This is a genomic window from Roseovarius sp. SK2, assembly GCF_028807495.1.
GTDB lineage: Bacteria > Pseudomonadota > Alphaproteobacteria > Rhodobacterales > Rhodobacteraceae > Roseovarius > Roseovarius confluentis.
Window position 1 is genome coordinate 41479 of the sequence record NZ_JARAMK010000018.1, and the last position, 17909, is coordinate 59387.

A 17909-nucleotide genomic window follows, 5' to 3' on the forward strand; every position below is an offset into this window, starting at 1 on the left:
GCGTAGAATGCGAAGGCTGGCTTCATCGAATCGGATCGAAAAGCGCATCGTCCAGTGTGCAGTCGCGGATCACGTCGCGGCCGCAGGGGACCGGGGCGAGGTCGCGGGAGAGGCAGATGCGGGCTTCCTGGATGCGGCCCGCGCGGCAGGTGATCGTGATGCCGTCGGGCTCGAGCTTGGGGTTGGCCTTGAGAAAGGCTTCCTCGACCACGGAGGCGGGGAGCTTGACCGGGTCTTTCAGTTTGCGAAAGACCTCGGGGCGGGTGATGCGGTCGTAGGCCTCTCGTGACAGGGCGTAGTAGGCGGGGGCGGAGAGGCCGGAGCAGGTGCCGTGTTTCTTCCATTGGTACCACGCCAGCCCGGAGGTGCCCATGATGTCGGCCATCTCGCCGGTCATGGCGCGGGAGGGCGGGCGTTCGGCGGATTGGCAGTGTTCGGGCCAGCCGCGGTGGTATTGCGGCCAGAGCCCGTGCAGCACCCAGCCGTGATCGCGCGACGCGTCGCATTGCGGCGAGGCGCGGTCGTCGCCTTCGAGCGCGCACCAGGTGGGCGACCAGCTGAGGCTGAGGACGTAATAGTCGAATTCGCCGGGGCGATCGGTGTCCGCCGCTGCCGTGGTGGCGGAGAAAAGCAGGGCGAAAAGCAGCCGCATGTTCACTCTTTCTTTTTGTGTTCGGGGCTACTATATAGCCGCCAAGTTCCCCGACAACGAGAACCCGTCCCGGCCCCCGGGACCGCCGTTTCAGGCGAGGGGAAAGATATGCGTGAAGGAGCCTTTGAGAGATGTCGAAACCGTTGATGGCCAAGGCCACCGCCGTCTGGCTGGTGGACAACACCACGATCAGCTTCAAGCAGATTGCCGATTTCGTCGGGATGCACGAGCTGGAAATCCAGGGGATCGCCGATGGCGACGTGGCCGCCGGGGTGAAGGGGTTCGACCCCATCGCCAACAACCAGCTGACGCAGGAGGATATCGACAAGGCCGAGAAGGATCCGCTGCACAGGCTGAAGCTGAAATACAATGCCGCCGCCGTGGGCGAGGAAAAGCGCCGCGGGCCGCGCTATACCCCGCTGTCGAAGCGGCAGGACCGGCCGAACGCGATCCTGTGGCTGGTGAAGTTCCACCCCGAACTTGCCGATGCCCAGATCGCCAAGCTGGTCGGCACCACCAAGCCGACGATCCAGACGATTCGCGAGCGCACGCACTGGAACATCTCGAACATGCAGCCGATCGACCCCGTGGCGCTGGGCCTGTGCAAGCAGACCGAGCTGGACGCCGCCGTGCAGAAGGCCGCCGCCAAGAAGGCCAAGGAAGGCCAGGCGATCGACGATGACGAGCGCCGTAAGCTGTTGTCGACCGAGCAGAGCCTGGAGTCGGATGCCGAGCCGCGGATGCCCACGGCCATCGAAGGGCTGGAGACGTTCAGCCTGGGTGGGGAAGAGACCGCCGGTGAGGACGAGACGGAAAAGGAATACGACGCCGACAGTTTCTTCAACCTGCCCGATGATGACGGTGAGGATGACGAGGACGACGAGGACAACCGGGGCTGACGCCTGCCGGACATCGTTGAAGACTGCGAACCGCGTCCGGGAACGGGCGCGGTTTTTTCGTGGGCGGCGCGCGTGATCAGGGAGTGGGCGCGGGGCGGGAGGTGGCCAGCAGGCCCGCGCCGACGATGAACGCGATGCCGAGAGACGAAAGCGTGTCGGGGCGTTCGGTGAAGATGAGCCAGCCCCAGAGGGCGGAAAAGCCGACGTAGGTGAAATCGAACGTGCCGATCACCGCGGGCGGTCCGTTCTGGTAGGCATAGGCGGCGCCGATGCTGCCGATCAGGATGGCGGTGGCGAGGATCGCGATGGTGCGCCAGTCGGCGGCGTCGAGCGTTGTCCATGCAGCGGTGAAGGGCGCGGGTGTGCCCGTCGGGGCAGGCAGGAGGGCGAAGGCGATGCCGCCTGCCAGGATGAAGGCGACGTTTAGCACGGCGGAGAGCATCAGCGGATGTTCGCCCCGGCAGCGCGTTCCGGTCATCAGCATGGCGATGGCATAGAGCATGGCTGCCAGCAGGGGCAGGAGCGCATGGGTGGACAGGCCCGAGGGCGTGGGCTTGATGATCAGGAGCACGCCGGCAAAGCCGATCGCCACGGCCAGCCAGTGGCGCGGGGCGATGGGGCTGCGGGTGGCCAGCGCGCCGAAGAGCGTGATGAAGAGCGGCGAGGTGTAATAACCCGCCGCCGCGACGGACAGGGGCACATGCGGCAGGGCGGCATAGTAGGCGACCCACATGGCGACGAGGATCAGGCTGCGCAGGCTGGTCCAGCCGGGGTGGCGCAGCGCGAAGGCGGACCGCGCGACGAGCGCCATGAGGGCCAGCAGTACGGGCAGCACGAGGGCCGAGCGCAGGATGAACATCTGCCAGAGCGAGATCGCGCCGGATGAGAGCTTGATGAGCGCATCGCCGAGCGCCAGGGCCGCCACCGCGAGGGTGATGACGAGGATGGCGCGGGCGGTGTTGTTCGGGGGTGTCATGGTGTGAACGGCGTGGGTTTTCGCCCAGCAAAGGTGGGTTATCACCCACCCTACGTGGGATTGCGGACAGGTCGGGTCAGGAGCGGGTCAGAGTGCCTTTCGCGCGTTGAGGGCCGCGGTAATGGTGCCATCATCGAGATAGTCGAGCTCGCCGCCGACGGGGACGCCCTGCGCCAGCGAGGTGAGGGTGACGCGGTCTTCGAGCTGGTCGGCGATGTAGTGGGCGGTGGTCTGGCCGTCCACGGTGGCGCCGAGTGCGAGGATGACCTCGGAAATGTTCTCCGTTTCGATGCGGTCGACCAGCCTGGGGATGCGGAGCTGCTCGGGGCCGACCTGATCGAGCGCCGAGAGCGTGCCGCCAAGCACGTGGTAGCGGCCCTTGAAGACGGACGCGCGTTCCATCGCCCAGAGGTCGGCGACGTCCTCGACCACGCAGAGCATGCCGTTGGCACGTTTCTCGGACAGGCAGATATCGCAGGTCTCGGTGGTGCCGACATTGCCGCAGAGGATGCATTCGCGGGCGGTCAGGGCGACCTGGCCCATCAGGTCCGCAAGCGGCGAGAGCAGCAGTTCGCGTTTGCGGATCATGTGCAGCACCGCGCGCCGGGCCGAGCGGGGGCCGAGGCCCGGCAGCTTGGCCATCATCTCGATCAGGGCATCGATGTCGCGGGTGGAGTTCATGAGGGCGGGAGGCGCCTCAGAACGGCAGCTTCATGCCTTCGGGCAGGCCCATGCCCTCGGTCAGCTTGCCCATCTCTTCCTGCGCCTTTTCGTTAGCCTTCGCCTGGGCGTCCTTGATGGCGGCGAGGATCAGGTCCTCGACCACTTCCTTGTCGTCGGAGTTGAAGATCGAGGGGTCGATATCGAGGCTTTTCAACTCGCCCTTGGCGGAGCAGACGGCCTTGACCAGCCCCGCGCCGGATTCGCCGGTGACGGTGATGTTGTGCATCTCTTCCTGCAGGTCGGCCATCTTGGTCTGCATTTCCTGCGCGGCCTTCATCATTTTGCTCATGTCGCCAAGCTGGCCTAATCCTTTGAACATCTGTCTCTCCCGGGGTTTGAGGGGTGTCGGGACATAGATACGGGCCGTGGGGGGTGTCGGCAAGGGGAGGGTGTGGGTTTGAGGGGCGGCGCGCGTGGGTTATCACCCACCCTACATGGTGTCGGGGCGGGTGCGCGGGGAAGCCGCCCCTCTTTAATGTTCAGGCCGCGTGCATTTCCGCAATGCACAGCCGATCCCGGATCGCCTGCGGCACCAGCCGTGCGGCGCTGATACGGGGATAGGCCATTTCGTTGATTGTGCGGTCCTCGCCGTAGAGGTCGACATATTCGCGGTAGTTACTAAAACTCTGCCTTCCGACGTAGTCTATGAAGGTCTCGGCAGGGGCGCCATTGGCAAGGATGATGTCGTGGTTCTCGGTCTCGATATGGTAGTAGGTCAGACGGTTCGGCAGCTCGGCGGTCGGCACGAGGGTAATGGTCTCGCCGTTTACCAACGCGCCTGCAGTGATCACCAGCCCGTCAAGGATCATCCCATGATCTGCCGTTACTGTCAGGTCAGAGTATGGGACGCCATGTCCAAAGGCTCCGGCGTGGATGCGGACTGCCGCCATCGCCCGTCCCGCAATGGCCGTCGGGCGCGAGACCACGCCGATCCAGCGGACGGATGTGGCGGTGCCCTTTGCGGTGATCAACATGTCGCCAACCTGAAGGTCTTGAACATGCACTTCGCCGGTTTCCGTCAAGATATTGGTGTCGGGAGCAAAACAGGCGCCGTCAAACGTGGCGCCGTTTGCGGAGAATGTCGCCGGAGGAGACACAGGTTCCTGATCCATGAAAACAACGACGAATTGTGGGTCGCTGGCGAAGGTAAACGCCGGCCAATGCACACCGTCGATGGCAAACGTGCCAGCGTAAGTATAGTTGGCACCCAAAGTGGTGACCGTATCACCAGTTTCAAAAGACGTGTCGGCCTCGCCGTCGTCGAGCGTTTCGGTGAAAGGTCCTTGTGGTGGTCCAAGGTACGCGTTGTTCTGATACGCGACCGTGTATGTGTACGCAAAGGTTCCCATGATGTCCTGCCCCTCATTTATGCAATCGATTAGGACCAGAGCCTATTTCGGACGCGCGCGCAACGGTTCTGTCAGGTCAGTCGTGCGCGCGCAGGAATGACAAAGGGCGTCGCTTTTGACTTGGCTTAGGCCTGCAGCACTGCATCAAGACCTTGCACCTGTCCACAGAGACCGAGCCGGACCTTGATCGCCTGCGGCACCAGGCGCGCGGCGCTGATGCGGGGCAGGGGCATCTCGTCGATGGTGCGGTCGTCGCCGTAGAGGTCGACATACTCGGCGTAGTTGTCGAAGGCCTGCCGCCCGGCATAGTCGATGAACGTCTCGGCGGGCGTGCCTTCGGCGAGGATGGTGTCGTGGTTTTCGGTCTCGACGTGGTAGACGGTAAAGCTGTCGCCGAACTCTTCCAGCGGGACCCAGTCGATGGACGTGCCGTTCACCAAAGCCCCTGCATTGATCAGCAAACCGTCGATCAAAAGACCATGGTCGGCGGTCAAGGTAAGGTCGCGCGACGGCAGGCCATCTCCCAACGCACCTTCTCGCACACGTACTGGCATCAAACGCTCCGGTGCGCCAAACAGCGTAGAGACTTTCTGCTGGCCAACCCATTTCACCTCGGTCGTTGCTCCACCCGAGGTCAAGACGGCGTCGCCAACTGTCAAATCTTCAACCGGTTTCGACCCATCCGGCGTCGCGATTGCCGTTCCTGTCAAAAAACAGATCAGCAGGGTCTCTGCGGTGAACGCATTTACGTCGACAAAATCACCGGTTGAAAGCCCGCCCGCCCCAGGCGTCGGAAGGTAAACAGCATAAATGTCCGGACCAGCAGTGCTTTGGTTGACGGGAAGTTTGGTCCCGGCCAGTTCGAACGTTCCAGCGTAGTCGAAACCGTTATCGGTCCAATCTTCGCCGATGTCCGCAATACCGTTCTCGGTCGACGCGGGCTCGGTTAATGTTCCTGGAGCGTTCGGGCGTACATTCAACACCTCGCCAGTTAAATTATTATAAACAAATGCTGATTGGAATGTGTAGACGGCCAAAGGTCTAGCTCCTAAGTTTTATTTTTCAATGTTCAAGCGACCTTCGTGACCGCAGCTGAAAGCCTCATCTTGATGTTGCCTGGCACCAACCGCGCGGCGCTGATGCGAGGCAGGGGCATCTCGACGATGGTGCGGTCATCGCCGTAGAGGTCGACATACTCGGCGTAATTGTCGAAGGCCTGCCGCCCGACATAGTCGATGAACGTCTCGGCGGCGGCGCCATTGGCGAGGATCACGTCGTGGTTCTCGGTCTTCACGTGGTAGTAGGTGACGCTGTCGGGTAGATCCTTCATCGGGACCCAGTCGATGGTGGTGCCATTCACCAGTGCCGAGGCATTGATCACCACGCCATCAAGGATCATTCCGTGGTCGCCGGTGATCGTCAGGTCGGTGTGCGGGATGCCATCGCCGAAGGCATTGGCCCTTATGCGCACCGGCTGAACGCTTGTACCGGCAAAGAGCCGGCGAACCGTCTGACGCCCAATCCATTTCACAGCCACGATGTCGCCCTTGGCCGTGCGCAGATTGGCACCAGCCTGCAGATTTTCGACATAAGTTTCACCATCGGGCGTACTGATCAAACTGCCGGGCGCAAAGCAGTATGTGTAAGGTGTCGTATCATCGAAGGTCAGGGTGGAACCTTGCAAACTGCCGTCATTCGACAGTTGGTAGACGGGATACGGAGGGCCGACAACGCGCTGGACAATGGGATCGCCACTGGGCTGCGCTGTTCCGATGATTTCAACGTCTTGTCCGGACTCGGACCAAGACAGATCGCCGTCGACCGGGGTCTGGTTGTCGTCTGCGCCGTCACGGTTGTCCGTGATCGTGTTGCTGACTGGTTGCGCTCCGGGATAGACGGTGCCGGTCGTCGGCGCCGTTTCGCCAAGGTAGTAAAAGAACGAATAGGTGGCTGTCGAGGGCACGGGGTACTCCGTTGTCACTAATTACAGGTCATCGGGTCTGTTTCTGCGTCGGGCGGGACACATGTTGCCGGCTGATCAGAGCCAAACCCCTCGTTTAAATATATCGCGCATGTGACCGGGCTTTCGTCAATGCCAGAAACCTTCGATACACATGACTTTTGCATGTTTTCGCAGACCATTCCGCGACACGTGCCGGCTTCATCGTCAAGCGGCCTGCCTCGCTCTGCCATCCAGCCGCATACGGATGCTTTGCGGCACCATCCGCGCGGCGCTGATGCGCGGCAGGGGCATCTCGACGATGGTGCGGTCATCGCCGAAGAGGTCGACATACTCGGCGTAATTGTCGAAGGCCTGCCGCCCGACATAGTCGATGAACGTCTCGGCGGCGGCGCCATTGGCGAGGATCACGTCGTGGTTCTCGGTCTCCACGTGGTAGACGATGAAACTGTCGGGCAACTCGGACAGGGGTACCCAGTCAATCGTCGCGCCGTTCACCAGTGCACCAGCGTTGATCACGCATCCGTCAAGGATCATGCCATGCTCGGCGGTCGTGGTCAGGTCCGTATGGGGCAGGCCATCGCCCAAGGCACCGGCGCGGATGCGGACGGGTTGCATGTGATGGCCGTGGCTAAGCCGGTGCAAGGTCTGACGCCCGATCCATTTGACGCGCACCGTATCGCCGCTGGCGGTCAGAATTGGGTCACCGTTGCGAAGGTCTTCGACGGCTGTGCTGCCAGCCGGCGTCGTGATCAACGTGCCTGCGGCAAAGCAGGTGGCCAAGGGCGTGGTGACAAGCGTCGGAGGGGGGTCGGAGGCATAGTTCGTGGGATACCCGGACGACGTTGTCGCGGCAGTGGGGGACACGATGGTATGTCCACCAGCGCCAAAATTGGGATTATCAAAAACCAGGAACAAATCACTGCCTTCGAAATAATGGCCGGCAAAAGTTACATTCGGGGCGCCGTCAATGAGGGGATCGCCCAAGTTCCAAAACCCGTCGTCGGTTGCCGAGCTGCCGTAAACCGTAGGGTTGTCGGTTACTACGACCCGCCCTCCGTCCCCGTGGTAGGAAATCAAGCTTTCGATGTAATAGTCACGTGCCAAAACAAATTCCCCTCATTAAAGTACAGTTCGATTGTTAAAGGCGCGCTTTGTTATTTCCAATACTATTTTGAATTTTTTCAATCATTTGGATAAAGGGGGTGTCCGGTCGGGCACCTAGCATGGAGCGGGGCACAGATTTGCGACGGCCGGTACGCGGCACATCTCGCGTGACGCACAGGCCCTAGGAGGCCTGCGCGATGGGAGATGTCTGGGCATGGATGTTCAAACGGTCCCGTATGCTTTGCGGCACCAGGCGCGCGGCGCTGATGCGGGGCAGGGGCATCTCGACGATGGTGCGGTCATCGCCAAAGAGGTCGACATACTCGGCGTAGTTGTCGAACTTCTGACGGCTGACATAATCGATGAACGTCTCAGCCGCTGCACCATTGGCGACGATCACGTCATGCTCTTCCGTTTCGATATGGTAGTAGGTGACGCGGTCCGGCAGGTCCGTCATCGGGACCCAGTCGATGGTGGTGCCGTTCACCAGCGCCGAGGCATTGACCACCAAGCCATCAAGGATCATGCCGTGGTCGCCCGTGACGGTCAGGTCGTTGTGCGGCAGCCCGTCGCCCAAAGCGCCCGCTTGGATGCGCACAGGTGCGGCGGCCGCACCAGAGAAGAACGGCAAACGGGTCTGTCGTCCGATCCATTTGACCGGCACCGCGCGGCCCTTTGCCGTGGTCACAAGGTCGCCGGCGCACAGCGCTTCTACCGCGGTTTCTCCGTCAGGGGTGGCGATCAGCGTGCCCGCGGCAAAGCAGGTGGCAAAATCGTCCGTGGAGCGCGAGTCGTAGACGATCGGTTGCGGGAAATTGAAGTCCGACACAGAGAGATAGTCCGGAACAACGATCAGCACCTGAATGATGTTCGGATCCACAAAGCTGGCCGCACCTTGAACCAGGGCCAGTTCCATCGTGCCACCTCCGACCATGTCCACGTTCAGGGTGCCCAGATATGGCAGTTGCTCGCCCGAGACCGTGGCGACGATTTCGTTCTCCGAAAAGAACATGTCGCCCGCACCATTCCCGTCGTCGAAGGTGAAGTTTTGCACCGTGGTCCCCTCGAAGAACGTGTCGGTGTTCGTGGTGTTCACCTGGTAGGACGCGAAGCCTGAAATCTCATAAGTTGCCATGTGGCGCCTTTTTTTTGCCTGGGGTCATCGAAACATTTTCGCGCAGACCGGTTGAAATGGAATGCTTGCAAAGCTGATCGGCCAATGTCGACCGGCAAAACGAAAATACTTCGGAGAGGTGTGACTTCTGCAACTGACGATGCTGGGTCATGGGCAAAGCCTGGTGGTCCGTTAGCCCCGAAAAGACGCGTTCCAGTGGGGCGTCCCAACGGTGTCCCGCCAAGCCTGGAGCGGTGGCGGGACCCCTTGGCGCAGAGGCGGCCGTCGCATGATCGTCTAGGCATACAAAAAGGCCCCCGGATCAAGCTTCGGGGGCCTTTCTGCGATGTGGTTAGATGCGGACCGGAGGGGGCGTTACTCTGCCGCCATCGGCGCCTGTGCCAGGTTGCGCAGCACATAGTGCAGCACGCCGCCGTGTTCGACGTATTCGATCTCGATCGCCGTATCGATCCGGCACTTGAGAGTGATCTCTTTCGTCGTGCCATCCTTGTAGGTGATCGTGCAGGGCACCTCGGCCTGCGGCTTGATGTCGTCGAGGCCGTGGATCGAGACCTCTTCCTCGCCGGTCAGCTCCAGCGTCTTGCGGGTGTCGCCGCCGGTGAACTCGAACGGGATGACGCCCATCCCGACGAGGTTCGAACGGTGGATACGCTCGAAGTTCTCGGCGATGACGGCCTTGACGCCCAGAAGTGCGGTGCCCTTGGCGGCCCAGTCGCGCGAGGAGCCCGCGCCGTATTGTTCGCCGCCGAAGATCACCAGCGGCGTGCCTTGCTCCTGGTAGGCCATTGCGGCGTCGAAGATCGAGGTCTGTTCGCCGTCGGGGCCCTTGGTGTAGCCGCCTTCGACGCCGTCCAGCATCTCGTTCTTGATGCGGATGTTGGCGAAGGTGCCGCGCATCATCACCTCGTGGTTGCCGCGACGCGAGCCGTAGGAGTTGAACTCGCGCACCGGAACCTGCCGTTCGCGCAGGTACTCGCCGGCCGGGGTGGTTTCCTTGAAGGACCCCGCGGGCGAGATGTGGTCGGTCGTGACCATGTCGCCCAGAAGCGCCAGAACGCGGGCGCCCTCGATATTGGAAATCGTGCCCGGGTCCTTGCTCATGCCCTGGAAGTAGGGCGGGTTCTGGACGTAGGTCGATTGCGGCGGCCAGTCGTATGTTTCGGCGTCTGAGGTCTCGACCTGCTGCCATTTCTCGTCGCCCTTGAAGACGTCGGCATACTTGGACTGGAACGCCTCGCGCGTGACGGTCTTTTCGACCAGCTCGGCGATTTCGCTTTGCGACGGCCAGATGTCCTTGAGGTAGACGTCGTTGCCGTTCTTGTCCTGGCCCAGCGGGTCGTTGGCGATGTCGACATTCATGTCGCCCACCAGCGCATAGGCCACGACCAGCGGCGGCGAGGCGAGGTAGTTGGCGCGCACGTCGGGCGAGATGCGGCCCTCGAAGTTGCGGTTGCCCGACAGCACCGAGACGCCGATCAGGTCGCTGTCGTTGATGCATTTCGAGATCGGTTCGGCCAGAGGGCCGGAGTTGCCGATGCAGGTGGTGCAGCCGTAGCCAACGAGGTTGAAGCCGATGGCGTCGAGATCATCCTGAAGCTCGGCGGCTTCCAGATAGTGCGACACCACCTGAGAGCCCGGCGCGAGCGAGGTCTTGACCCAGGGCTTGCGCGTCAGGCCAAGCTCGTGCGCCTTGCGGGCCACGAGGCCGGCGCCGATCATCACGTAGGGGTTGGAGGTGTTGGTACAGGACGTGATCGAGGCGATCACCACCGAGCCGTCATGCAGCTGGTGCTTGTGGCCCGCCTCGTCGGTGTACCAGCCTTTCTTGTGGTGGCCTTCGTTGCCGGGGATATCGCGCGGCTCGGGCGCGCCGCCTTCACCTTCCCAGCGGGCCTCGGTGTCGGCACTGGCATCCTTGCCTTCGCGGATGCCCTTGACGTAGGCGTGAAAGGCGGTCGCGGCCTTGTCGAGCGCGATGTAGTCCTGCGGGCGCTTGGGGCCGGAGATGGCGGGCACGATCGTGCCCATGTCGAGATGCAGCGTGTCGGTGTAGACCGGGTTGTAATCCGATCCGCGCCAGAAGCCGTTTTCCTTGGCGTAGGTTTCGACCAGCGCGATGCGATCCTCGTCGCGGCCCGTCTGGCGCAGGTAGCGCAGGGTCTCGTCGTCGATCGGGAAGAAGCCGCAGGTGGCGCCGTATTCGGGGGCCATGTTGGCGATGGTGGCGCGGTCGGCCAGCGGCAGGGTGTCGAGCCCGTCGCCGTAGAACTCGACGAACTTGCCGACGACGCCTTTCTCGCGCAGCATTTCCACGACCTTCAGCACGAGGTCGGTGCCGGTGGTGCCTTCGACCATCTTGCCGGAAAGCTCGAACCCGACGACTTCGGGGATGAGCATCGAGATGGGCTGGCCCAGCATGGCCGCCTCGGCCTCGATCCCGCCGACGCCCCAACCGAGAACGGATGCGCCGTTGACCATGGTAGTGTGACTGTCGGTGCCCACGAGGGTGTCGGGATAGGCGACGGTTTCGCCGTTCTGGTCCTGGTCGGTCCAGACCGTCTGGGCGAGGTATTCGAGGTTCACCTGGTGACAGATGCCGGTGCCCGGCGGCACCACGCGGAAGTTGTTGAACGCCCCCTGGCCCCATTTCAGGAACTGGTAGCGTTCCATGTTCCGCTCGTATTCACGGTCGACGTTCATCTGGAAGGCGCGGGGGTTGCCGAATTCGTCGATCATGACCGAGTGGTCGATCACCAGGTCGACGGGGTTGAGCGGATTGATCTTTTGCGCGTCGCCGCCCAGTTCCTTGATCCCGTCACGCATTGCCGCGAGGTCCACCACGGCGGGCACGCCGGTAAAGTCCTGCATCAGCACGCGGGCGGGGCGGTAGGCGAGTTCCTTGGTGCCCTTGCCGCCGTCCTTGGCCCAGTCGGAGAAGGCCTTGATGTCATCGGTGGTGACGGTTTTGCCGTCCTCGAAGCGCAGCATGTTTTCCAGCACCACCTTGAGCGCGGCGGGCAGCTTGGAGAAATCGCCCAGGCCCGCCTCTTCGGCGGCGGCGATGGAATAGTAGGCGACGGAGGTGTCACCGACCTTCAGCGTCTTGCGGGTCTTGGAGGAGTCGTGGCCGACTGTAATGGGCATTGGTGGATATCCTTTCACGTATGAAGGCAGGATTGTCTGGCTTGCTTCTGACCCAAACCTGAGAGTCGTTCAAGAGGGGTTTGGCGTTTATTGTATACTATTGCACACAATTTGTGAATGTTACAGTTTTCACGTGACTCTCTCGAAACCTTGATTGGCAGTTTCATGCCGTGATGAATACTCAGAAGCGACGTCACGAACAAACAGGTAGAGCGCCAGGCATGAAAATCAGCAGACTGATCACGGGGCTTGCGGCCGTAGTGCTGTTTTTCGCGGCACCGGCGCTGGCGATGGCGCAGGCGGTGGACCGCCCCGTGGTGGTGGAGCTGTTCACCAGCCAGGGCTGTTCCTCGTGCCCGGCGGCGGACAAGTTCTTTCACAAGCTGGCGGGGCATGAGGGCGTGATCGCGCTGTCGCTGCACGTGGATTACTGGGATTACATCGGCTGGAAGGACAGTTTCGCGAACCCGGCGTACACCAAGCGCCAGCGGGCCTATGCCAAGGCGGCGGATCGGCGGGTGGTTTATACCCCGCAGATGGTGGTCAACGGGGCCGATGACGTGGTGGGCAATCGGGCGATGGACGTGGTGGACGTGATCGACCGGCACCGGCGGTTGCCGCGCACGGTGGACCTGGACCTGATGCGGCAGGGCGAGACGGTCGTGGTGGAGGCGGAGCGCCTGGTGGAGCTTGACGGACCGCTTACGGTGCAACTGGTGCGCTACAAGCCCGAAAGCACGGTGCATATCAAGCGCGGCGAGAACGCGGGCCGGACGATCAGCTATGCCAACGTGGTGACCGAGATGCGGAGCCTGGGCGATTGGGACGGGGCCGCGCCCTTGCGCGTCGAGGCCGAGGCCGGGGGCGATGCGCCGGTGGCGGTGCTGTTGCAGAACAAGGGCGGCGCCGGGTTGATCGAGGCGGCGGCGGTTCTGGAGTAGGTTTGACCGTTGGGGTGTGGTGGGTTTTCACCCACCCTACACGGGAAGCGTCGACCGAGGCACGCGTGGGTTTCACCCACCCTACATTTGCGAATTGATGTCGCGCGGCTGTCAGCCGATTTCCTGTACCAGCGCGGGCAATTCGCCCAGGTTCTTCACCTTTCGGAACCGCGTGGCATCTTCGGGCGCGTCGTCCACCTCGTAGCCCCAGGTCAGGTCGTGGGGGACGTGCACGCCCCAGCCGCCCGCCGCGATCACCGGGTTCACGTCCGAGCGCAGGGAATTGCCGGCCATCAGCGCATGGGCCGCGCCATCGCCGTGGCGGTCGAAGATGCGGGTGTAAACCTGAGGTGTCTTGTCCGACACGATCTCGACCGCGTCGAAAAGGTCGCCCAGGCCGGACTGGGCCAGCTTGCGCTCCTGGTCGAGAAGATCGCCCTTTGTAACAAGAAGCACGCGGTGGGTGCCGGCCACCGCCTCGACGGCGTCTCGGGCGTGGGGCAAAAGCTCGATGGGGTGTTCCAGCATCTCGCGGCCCGCCGCGATCAGTTCGGAGATGACCGAAGCGGGCACGCGGCCGTCGGTAACGTCGATGGCGGTTTCGATCATCGACAGGGTAAAGCCCTTGATACCGAATCCGTAATGCCCGAGATTGCGTTTTTCGGCGGCCAGCAGGTGCTCTGCCAGGTGGTGTCCGTCGACGTAATCGCGCAGGAGATCGGCGAATCTGTCCTGGGTCAGCTTGAAGAAGCGTTCGTTGTGCCAGAGCGTGGCATCGGCATCGAATGCGATTGTCGTGAGAATTTGCGACATTGCGACCCTTGTCCAGGATGCGCCCCCTTTTCAGACGCACTCGGGAAGTTATATAACCCGCTCACGAAACGCCATACGCGCAACGGGGATTGATGCAGCATCAGGTGATCATGTCGGGCAAGGACGATGACGGCGACGGCGATGCCGCCGTGGTGGTCGATACCAAGCCCAAGACCAAGCGGCCACCGCTTTACAAGGTGTTGCTGCTGAACGACGATTATACCCCGATGGAATTCGTCGTGGCAGTGCTGGAACGGTTCTTCGGCATGAACCATGCGCAGGCGTTCGAGATCATGCTGACCGTGCACAAGAAAGGTGTCGCAGTGGTCGGCGTCTTCAGCCACGAGATCGCGGAGACCAAGGTGGGGCAGGTGATGGATTTCGCCCGGCGCCACCAGCATCCGCTGCAATGCACCATGGAAAAGGAATAAGGTGAGCACGGCATCGCGCCTGTCGCTGGCCGTGGAGGATGGCACCATCGCGTGGCCCGAGGTCGCGCGGGTGGCTGTATTTGCGCCGCGCACGGGGGCGGACCTGTCGTCGTTGCCCAAGGACCGCACCCAGATCATCACCCGATTCCGACCCGATTGGGAGGCGTTCCAGGCCGCCGGATGGGACTGTGTGCTGGAGGCCGAGGGGCGGTACGGTGCGGCGGTGGTCTTTGCCACGCGCGCGAAGGCGTTGTGCCAGGGGTTGATCGCGGAGGCCGCCAGCGTCAGCGACGGGATCGTCGTGGTCGACGGGGCGAAGACGGACGGGATCGAATCGATCCTGAAAGCCTGCCGCGGCCGGGCCGAGGTGTCGGCGCCGCTGTCGAAGGCGCATGGCAAGCTGTTCACCATCGACGCCGGGTCTGACTTTTCCGACTGGGCGCTGGCCGAGCACATGACGGTGGACGAGGATGGCAAAACCTTCGTCACCGCGCCGGGGGTTTTCTCGGCGGACGGGGTAGACCCGGCCTCGCGCCTTTTGGCCGACGCCCTGCCAGAGAAGCTGGGCGCGCAGGTGGTCGATCTCGGCGCGGGCTGGGGGTACCTGGCGCATCACGTACTGCGCCGCGAGAGCGTGCAGGCGCTGCACCTTGTCGAGGCGGATCATGTCGCGCTGGACTGTGCGCGCCAGAACGTGAGCGACGCACGCGCCGCGTTCCACTGGGCCGATGCGCTGACCTGGGCCGCGCCGGGGCCGGTGGATGCGGTGGTAATGAACCCGCCGTTTCATATCGGACGGTCGAGCGACCCGGGTCTTGGACGCGCCTTCATTCGATCCGCGGCGCGGATGCTGTCGCCGCGTGGGCAGCTTTTCATGGTCGCCAACCGGCATCTGCCCTATGAGGGCGATCTTTCGGCGGCGTTCGGTGAGGTGCGCGAGATCGGCGGCGACAACCGGTTCAAGATCGTGCAGGCGGCAAGACCGGCTCGCACCCGCGGCTGAGTTGCGCTAGACAGGTCCGACGGGCCATCAGGGAGAGATCGAGCCATGTCCTTTTCGATACAGGGAAAGACGGTCATCGTGACCGGCGCGGCGAGCGGCGTGGGCCTCGCCATCGGGCGGCATTTCGTCGACAAGGGGGCGAACGTGATGTTCGCCGACATGAACGAGAAGCTTCTGAAGCACGAGCTGGGCGAGAACGAGGATGGCGCGAACAAGCGCTGGTTCGCGGGGGATCTGCGGGAAAAGCTGACGCAGGCGAACCTGTTGTCGGCGACGATCGACGCCTTTGACGATGTGGACGTTCTGGTGAACGCGTGGCGGCAATTGCTGCCGTCGGACCCGCTGAACCCCGATGACGACGCGGTGGAGCAATTGCTGAACCAGAACCTGATGACGGCGCTGCGGCTGAGCCAGCTGGTGGCGAAACGGATGATCAAGCAGGCGGAAGGGCAAGAGGAAGGCCCGGTGGGCTCTATCGTGAACCTGTCGTCCATTGCCGGGCGGCGGACGCATCCCGACCTGCTGGGCTATTCCATCGCGTCGGCGGCAGTGGACCAGATGACCCGCAGCCTGGCCGTGGCGCTGGCGCCGCACCGGATCCGGGTGAACGCGGTTGCTTTCGGCTCGGTCATGAGCGCGTCGTTGAAGGACACGTTGCGCGACAACAAGGACTTTCGCGAAGATATCGAGGCGCATACGCCACTGGGGCGGATCGCGGCGCCGAACGAGATGGCGGAGGCGGTGCAGTACCTGGCCTGCGACGGATCGAGCTTCATGACCGGGCAGATCATGACGGTGGATGGCGGCCGGTCGCTGCTTGACCCGGTGTCGGCCCCGGCTCACTAATGCGCTCGTCCGCCCGGATGGGCGGGCCCGCTGAAGGAAGTACGATGACAGACATGAACGAACAGAAAAGCCGCGCAGCAACGTGGTTTCACCAGCTGCGCGACGAGATCGTCGCGGCCTTCGAGGCGCTGGAGGACAGCCAAGTAAGCGGCCCGCTGTCGGACGCGGAACCGGGGCGGTTCGAGGTCAAGCCGACCAAACGCACCAGCGACGACGGTTCGGACGCGGGCGGCGGGCTGATGAGCGTGATGCGCGGCGGGCGCGTGTTCGAGAAGGTGGGCGTGAACGTCTCGGAAGTGTTCGGCCAGCTGGGAGAGCAGGCGCAGAAGGCGATGGCGGCGCGGGGCGTGCCGGGGATGGAAGACGACCCCAGCTTCTGGGCGAGCGGAATCAGCCTGGTGGCGCATATGCAGAACCCGCATGTGCCGGCGGTGCACATGAACACGCGGATGTTCTGGACGCCCCATGCGTGGTGGTTCGGGGGCGGATCGGACCTGAATCCTTGCATCGAGTATGACGACGACACCACGCATTTCCACGACCAGCAGAAGGCGCATCTGGATCCCCACGGGGAAGATATCTACCCGGCGCTGAAGGCCTGGGCGGACGAGTATTTCTATATCCCGCACCGCCACCGGGCGCGGGGCGTGGGCGGTATTTTCATGGATGACCGCAACACCGGCGACTGGGAGGCGGATTTCGCCCTGACACAGGATATCGGCCGGGCCTTCCTGAAAGCCTACGTGCCGCTGGTGGAAAAGCGCCGCGCACAGGACTGGAGCGACGCCGACAAGGAGGCGCAGCTGGTGCATCGCGGGCTTTATGCCGAATACAACCTTGTCTACGACCGGGGCACCAAGTTCGGGCTGGCCACGGGGCATGATGCCGATGCGGTGCTGATGAGCCTGCCGCCGCTCGCGAAGTGGACCTGAGCGCGAAAAGAGTTTCATGCCTCCGGCGGGAGTATTGTCAAGGCGTAAAATCACCTTATTTCAATGCGTTAAGCGGATACGATTGTTTATATCCCTTTTTCTGTCCACGTTTCGAACTGCCGCTGGAATTCTGGAGCAAAGCTCGTGGAAGGTTTTGGCAAAACCGGTGCAGATACCGATTTGGCTAAGCAAACATCTGAAAGGCGATAAGCTTTCAAACTGGTGACGGTTGGTTCGGTCGTCAGATGTGCCATTGACGCGATTTTCGTTCACACATTCAGTCAAGCAAGATCGGACCTGAATTCCCAATTACATTTGATCGCATAAGACTTTCGTGACAAGTCGAAACTTTCTCATGAGAAAAGGCGGCAAAAACGCTTATGAAGGCAAACTCATTTGCCGAGGCTGAGCTGTGCCTGTGTACCCTGAGGCTAACACCTCGGTCAGCATCTATGTCTAGAAAAACGTGCCGACTATGAGGTTCGTCGATGCGGGTTCATGTGCTCTGTGGATGCAGTTTCGTTTGCTGTCCTGTACTCAATTCAAGCCAATAATAGCAGAGATTTTCTGTGAGGCCGTTGTGACAATGCGGCTAGGTTTCGTCCATGAAGAAGACGATTAACACTTCGATAATTAATAATAAAAACATTTTCTCTCTATAGAAGTTCTGCAATGACCTCGGCTTTCAATCAGCGACCTTCGAAGGTTGTGAATTTTGCTTTGGACTTATCGGTATGCGTTTACTGGCTGTAATGATGTCCAACGGAGTTCCATACGGTGGGATAAGGAGTTCAAAATACCAAGAGCAATTGGAGTGGATATGTACCTGGTAACAGTTAGCGTTGCGAGAGCGACTTGAAGTACGATTTGCCATATCCATCGGGACGCTCACCTCTCCTGGCTCGTAACATAGTTTCGACTTCGCAGCCGTTGGCTACGCAAGCTGGTGTTGATGTCCTCCGCAAGGGCGGCAACGCCGTGGACGCTGCTCTTGCCGC

The 17909-nt window shown here is 62.0% G+C and carries 17 protein-coding genes; 6 read left to right on the forward strand and 11 right to left on the reverse strand.

What is annotated here, in order from left to right:
* Positions 1 to 22 precede the first annotated feature (22 nt).
* Complete coding sequence (locus tag PVV74_RS22255; protein ID WP_274594700.1) at positions 23 to 652, reverse strand: ribonuclease T2; 630 nt, start codon at positions 650 to 652, stop codon at positions 23 to 25.
* Positions 653 to 783: 131 nt separating this feature from the next.
* Here PVV74_RS22255 and PVV74_RS22260 point away from each other — a divergent pair, with 131 nt between their 5' ends.
* Complete coding sequence (locus tag PVV74_RS22260) at positions 784 to 1551, forward strand: DUF1013 domain-containing protein (protein WP_103763099.1); 768 nt, start codon at positions 784 to 786, stop codon at positions 1549 to 1551.
* A gap of 76 nt (positions 1552 to 1627) precedes the next feature.
* Here the strand turns inward: PVV74_RS22260 and PVV74_RS22265 are convergent, their stop codons facing one another.
* The 9 genes from PVV74_RS22265 to acnA all read right to left on the reverse strand — a co-directional run bounded on the left by PVV74_RS22265 (position 1628) and on the right by acnA (position 11945).
* Positions 1628 to 2527, reverse strand: coding sequence for a DMT family transporter (locus PVV74_RS22265; protein ID WP_274594701.1), 900 nt, complete (start codon positions 2525 to 2527; stop codon positions 1628 to 1630).
* A gap of 87 nt (positions 2528 to 2614) precedes the next feature.
* Positions 2615 to 3208, reverse strand: coding sequence for a recombination mediator RecR (recR, locus tag PVV74_RS22270; protein ID WP_274594702.1), 594 nt, complete (start codon positions 3206 to 3208; stop codon positions 2615 to 2617).
* Between the two features lie 16 nt (positions 3209 to 3224).
* Complete coding sequence (locus PVV74_RS22275; protein WP_103763102.1) at positions 3225 to 3569, reverse strand: YbaB/EbfC family nucleoid-associated protein; 345 nt, start codon at positions 3567 to 3569, stop codon at positions 3225 to 3227.
* Positions 3570 to 3729: 160 nt separating this feature from the next.
* Entirely contained in the window at positions 3730 to 4599 is an 870-nt protein-coding gene (locus tag PVV74_RS22280; RefSeq protein ID WP_274594703.1) for a Hint domain-containing protein, read from the reverse strand.
* A 125-nt stretch (positions 4600 to 4724) separates the two neighbouring features.
* Positions 4725 to 5636 (reverse strand): Hint domain-containing protein, encoded by a 912-nt coding sequence (locus PVV74_RS22285; protein ID WP_274594704.1) that lies wholly within the window; start codon positions 5634 to 5636, stop codon positions 4725 to 4727.
* Positions 5637 to 5668: 32 nt separating this feature from the next.
* Positions 5669 to 6562 (reverse strand): Hint domain-containing protein, encoded by an 894-nt coding sequence (locus PVV74_RS22290; protein ID WP_274594705.1) that lies wholly within the window; start codon positions 6560 to 6562, stop codon positions 5669 to 5671.
* A 204-nt stretch (positions 6563 to 6766) separates the two neighbouring features.
* Entirely contained in the window at positions 6767 to 7426 is a 660-nt protein-coding gene (locus tag PVV74_RS22295) for a Hint domain-containing protein (protein ID WP_274594706.1), read from the reverse strand.
* 421 nt (positions 7427 to 7847) lie between these two features.
* On the reverse strand, positions 7848 to 8801 hold the full coding sequence (locus PVV74_RS22300; RefSeq protein WP_274594707.1) for a Hint domain-containing protein: 954 nt from the start codon (positions 8799 to 8801) through the stop codon (positions 7848 to 7850).
* A gap of 354 nt (positions 8802 to 9155) precedes the next feature.
* Positions 9156 to 11945, reverse strand: a complete 2790-nt coding sequence (gene acnA, locus PVV74_RS22305; protein ID WP_103763106.1) for an aconitate hydratase AcnA — start codon at positions 11943 to 11945, stop codon at positions 9156 to 9158.
* A gap of 221 nt (positions 11946 to 12166) precedes the next feature.
* On the opposite strand from acnA, the gene PVV74_RS22310 reads away from it, so the two are divergent.
* The gene (locus PVV74_RS22310) at positions 12167 to 12886 is read left to right on the forward strand and encodes a DUF1223 domain-containing protein (RefSeq protein WP_338020441.1); all 720 of its coding nucleotides are present in this window, start codon (positions 12167 to 12169) and stop codon (positions 12884 to 12886) included.
* Between the two features lie 111 nt (positions 12887 to 12997).
* Here PVV74_RS22310 and PVV74_RS22315 read toward each other — a convergent pair whose 3' ends face one another.
* Entirely contained in the window at positions 12998 to 13699 is a 702-nt protein-coding gene (locus PVV74_RS22315) for an HAD family hydrolase (RefSeq protein WP_274594708.1), read from the reverse strand.
* 92 nt (positions 13700 to 13791) lie between these two features.
* On the opposite strand from PVV74_RS22315, the gene clpS reads away from it, so the two are divergent.
* The 4 genes from clpS to hemF are packed head-to-tail and all read left to right on the forward strand — an operon-like array spanning position 13792 to position 16911.
* Positions 13792 to 14130, forward strand: coding sequence for an ATP-dependent Clp protease adapter ClpS (gene clpS, locus PVV74_RS22320; RefSeq protein ID WP_103763109.1), 339 nt, complete (start codon positions 13792 to 13794; stop codon positions 14128 to 14130).
* A 1-nt stretch (position 14131) separates the two neighbouring features.
* Positions 14132 to 15133 carry a class I SAM-dependent methyltransferase gene (locus PVV74_RS22325; protein WP_274594709.1) on the forward strand — a complete coding sequence of 334 codons (1002 nt, stop codon included), beginning with the start codon at positions 14132 to 14134 and terminating at the stop codon, positions 15131 to 15133.
* Between the two features lie 45 nt (positions 15134 to 15178).
* Complete coding sequence (locus PVV74_RS22330; RefSeq protein ID WP_103763111.1) at positions 15179 to 15979, forward strand: SDR family NAD(P)-dependent oxidoreductase; 801 nt, start codon at positions 15179 to 15181, stop codon at positions 15977 to 15979.
* A 44-nt stretch (positions 15980 to 16023) separates the two neighbouring features.
* Positions 16024 to 16911, forward strand: a complete 888-nt coding sequence (hemF, locus tag PVV74_RS22335) for an oxygen-dependent coproporphyrinogen oxidase (protein ID WP_274594710.1) — start codon at positions 16024 to 16026, stop codon at positions 16909 to 16911.
* The last annotated feature ends 998 nt before the right edge of the window (positions 16912 to 17909 follow it).

What these genes read in the sequence shown, in the direction of transcription:
- PVV74_RS22255 (WP_274594700.1), bottom strand. Translation starts at nt 652, where the DNA reads ATGCGGCTGCTTTTCGCCCTGCTTTTCTCCGCCACCACGGCAGCGGCG.
- PVV74_RS22260 (WP_103763099.1), top strand. Translation starts at nt 784, where the DNA reads ATGTCGAAACCGTTGATGGCCAAGGCCACCGCCGTCTGGCTGGTGGAC.
- PVV74_RS22265 (WP_274594701.1), bottom strand. Translation starts at nt 2,527, where the DNA reads ATGACACCCCCGAACAACACCGCCCGCGCCATCCTCGTCATCACCCTC.
- recR (WP_274594702.1), bottom strand. Translation starts at nt 3,208, where the DNA reads ATGAACTCCACCCGCGACATCGATGCCCTGATCGAGATGATGGCCAAG.
- PVV74_RS22275 (WP_103763102.1), bottom strand. Translation starts at nt 3,569, where the DNA reads ATGTTCAAAGGATTAGGCCAGCTTGGCGACATGAGCAAAATGATGAAG.
- PVV74_RS22280 (WP_274594703.1), bottom strand. Translation starts at nt 4,599, where the DNA reads ATGGGAACCTTTGCGTACACATACACGGTCGCGTATCAGAACAACGCG.
- PVV74_RS22300 (WP_274594707.1), bottom strand. Translation starts at nt 8,801, where the DNA reads ATGGCAACTTATGAGATTTCAGGCTTCGCGTCCTACCAGGTGAACACC.
- acnA (WP_103763106.1), bottom strand. Translation starts at nt 11,945, where the DNA reads ATGCCCATTACAGTCGGCCACGACTCCTCCAAGACCCGCAAGACGCTG.
- PVV74_RS22310 (WP_338020441.1), top strand. Translation starts at nt 12,167, where the DNA reads ATGAAAATCAGCAGACTGATCACGGGGCTTGCGGCCGTAGTGCTGTTT.
- PVV74_RS22315 (WP_274594708.1), bottom strand. Translation starts at nt 13,699, where the DNA reads ATGTCGCAAATTCTCACGACAATCGCATTCGATGCCGATGCCACGCTC.
- clpS (WP_103763109.1), top strand. Translation starts at nt 13,792, where the DNA reads ATGCAGCATCAGGTGATCATGTCGGGCAAGGACGATGACGGCGACGGC.
- PVV74_RS22330 (WP_103763111.1), top strand. Translation starts at nt 15,179, where the DNA reads ATGTCCTTTTCGATACAGGGAAAGACGGTCATCGTGACCGGCGCGGCG.
- hemF (WP_274594710.1), top strand. Translation starts at nt 16,024, where the DNA reads ATGACAGACATGAACGAACAGAAAAGCCGCGCAGCAACGTGGTTTCAC.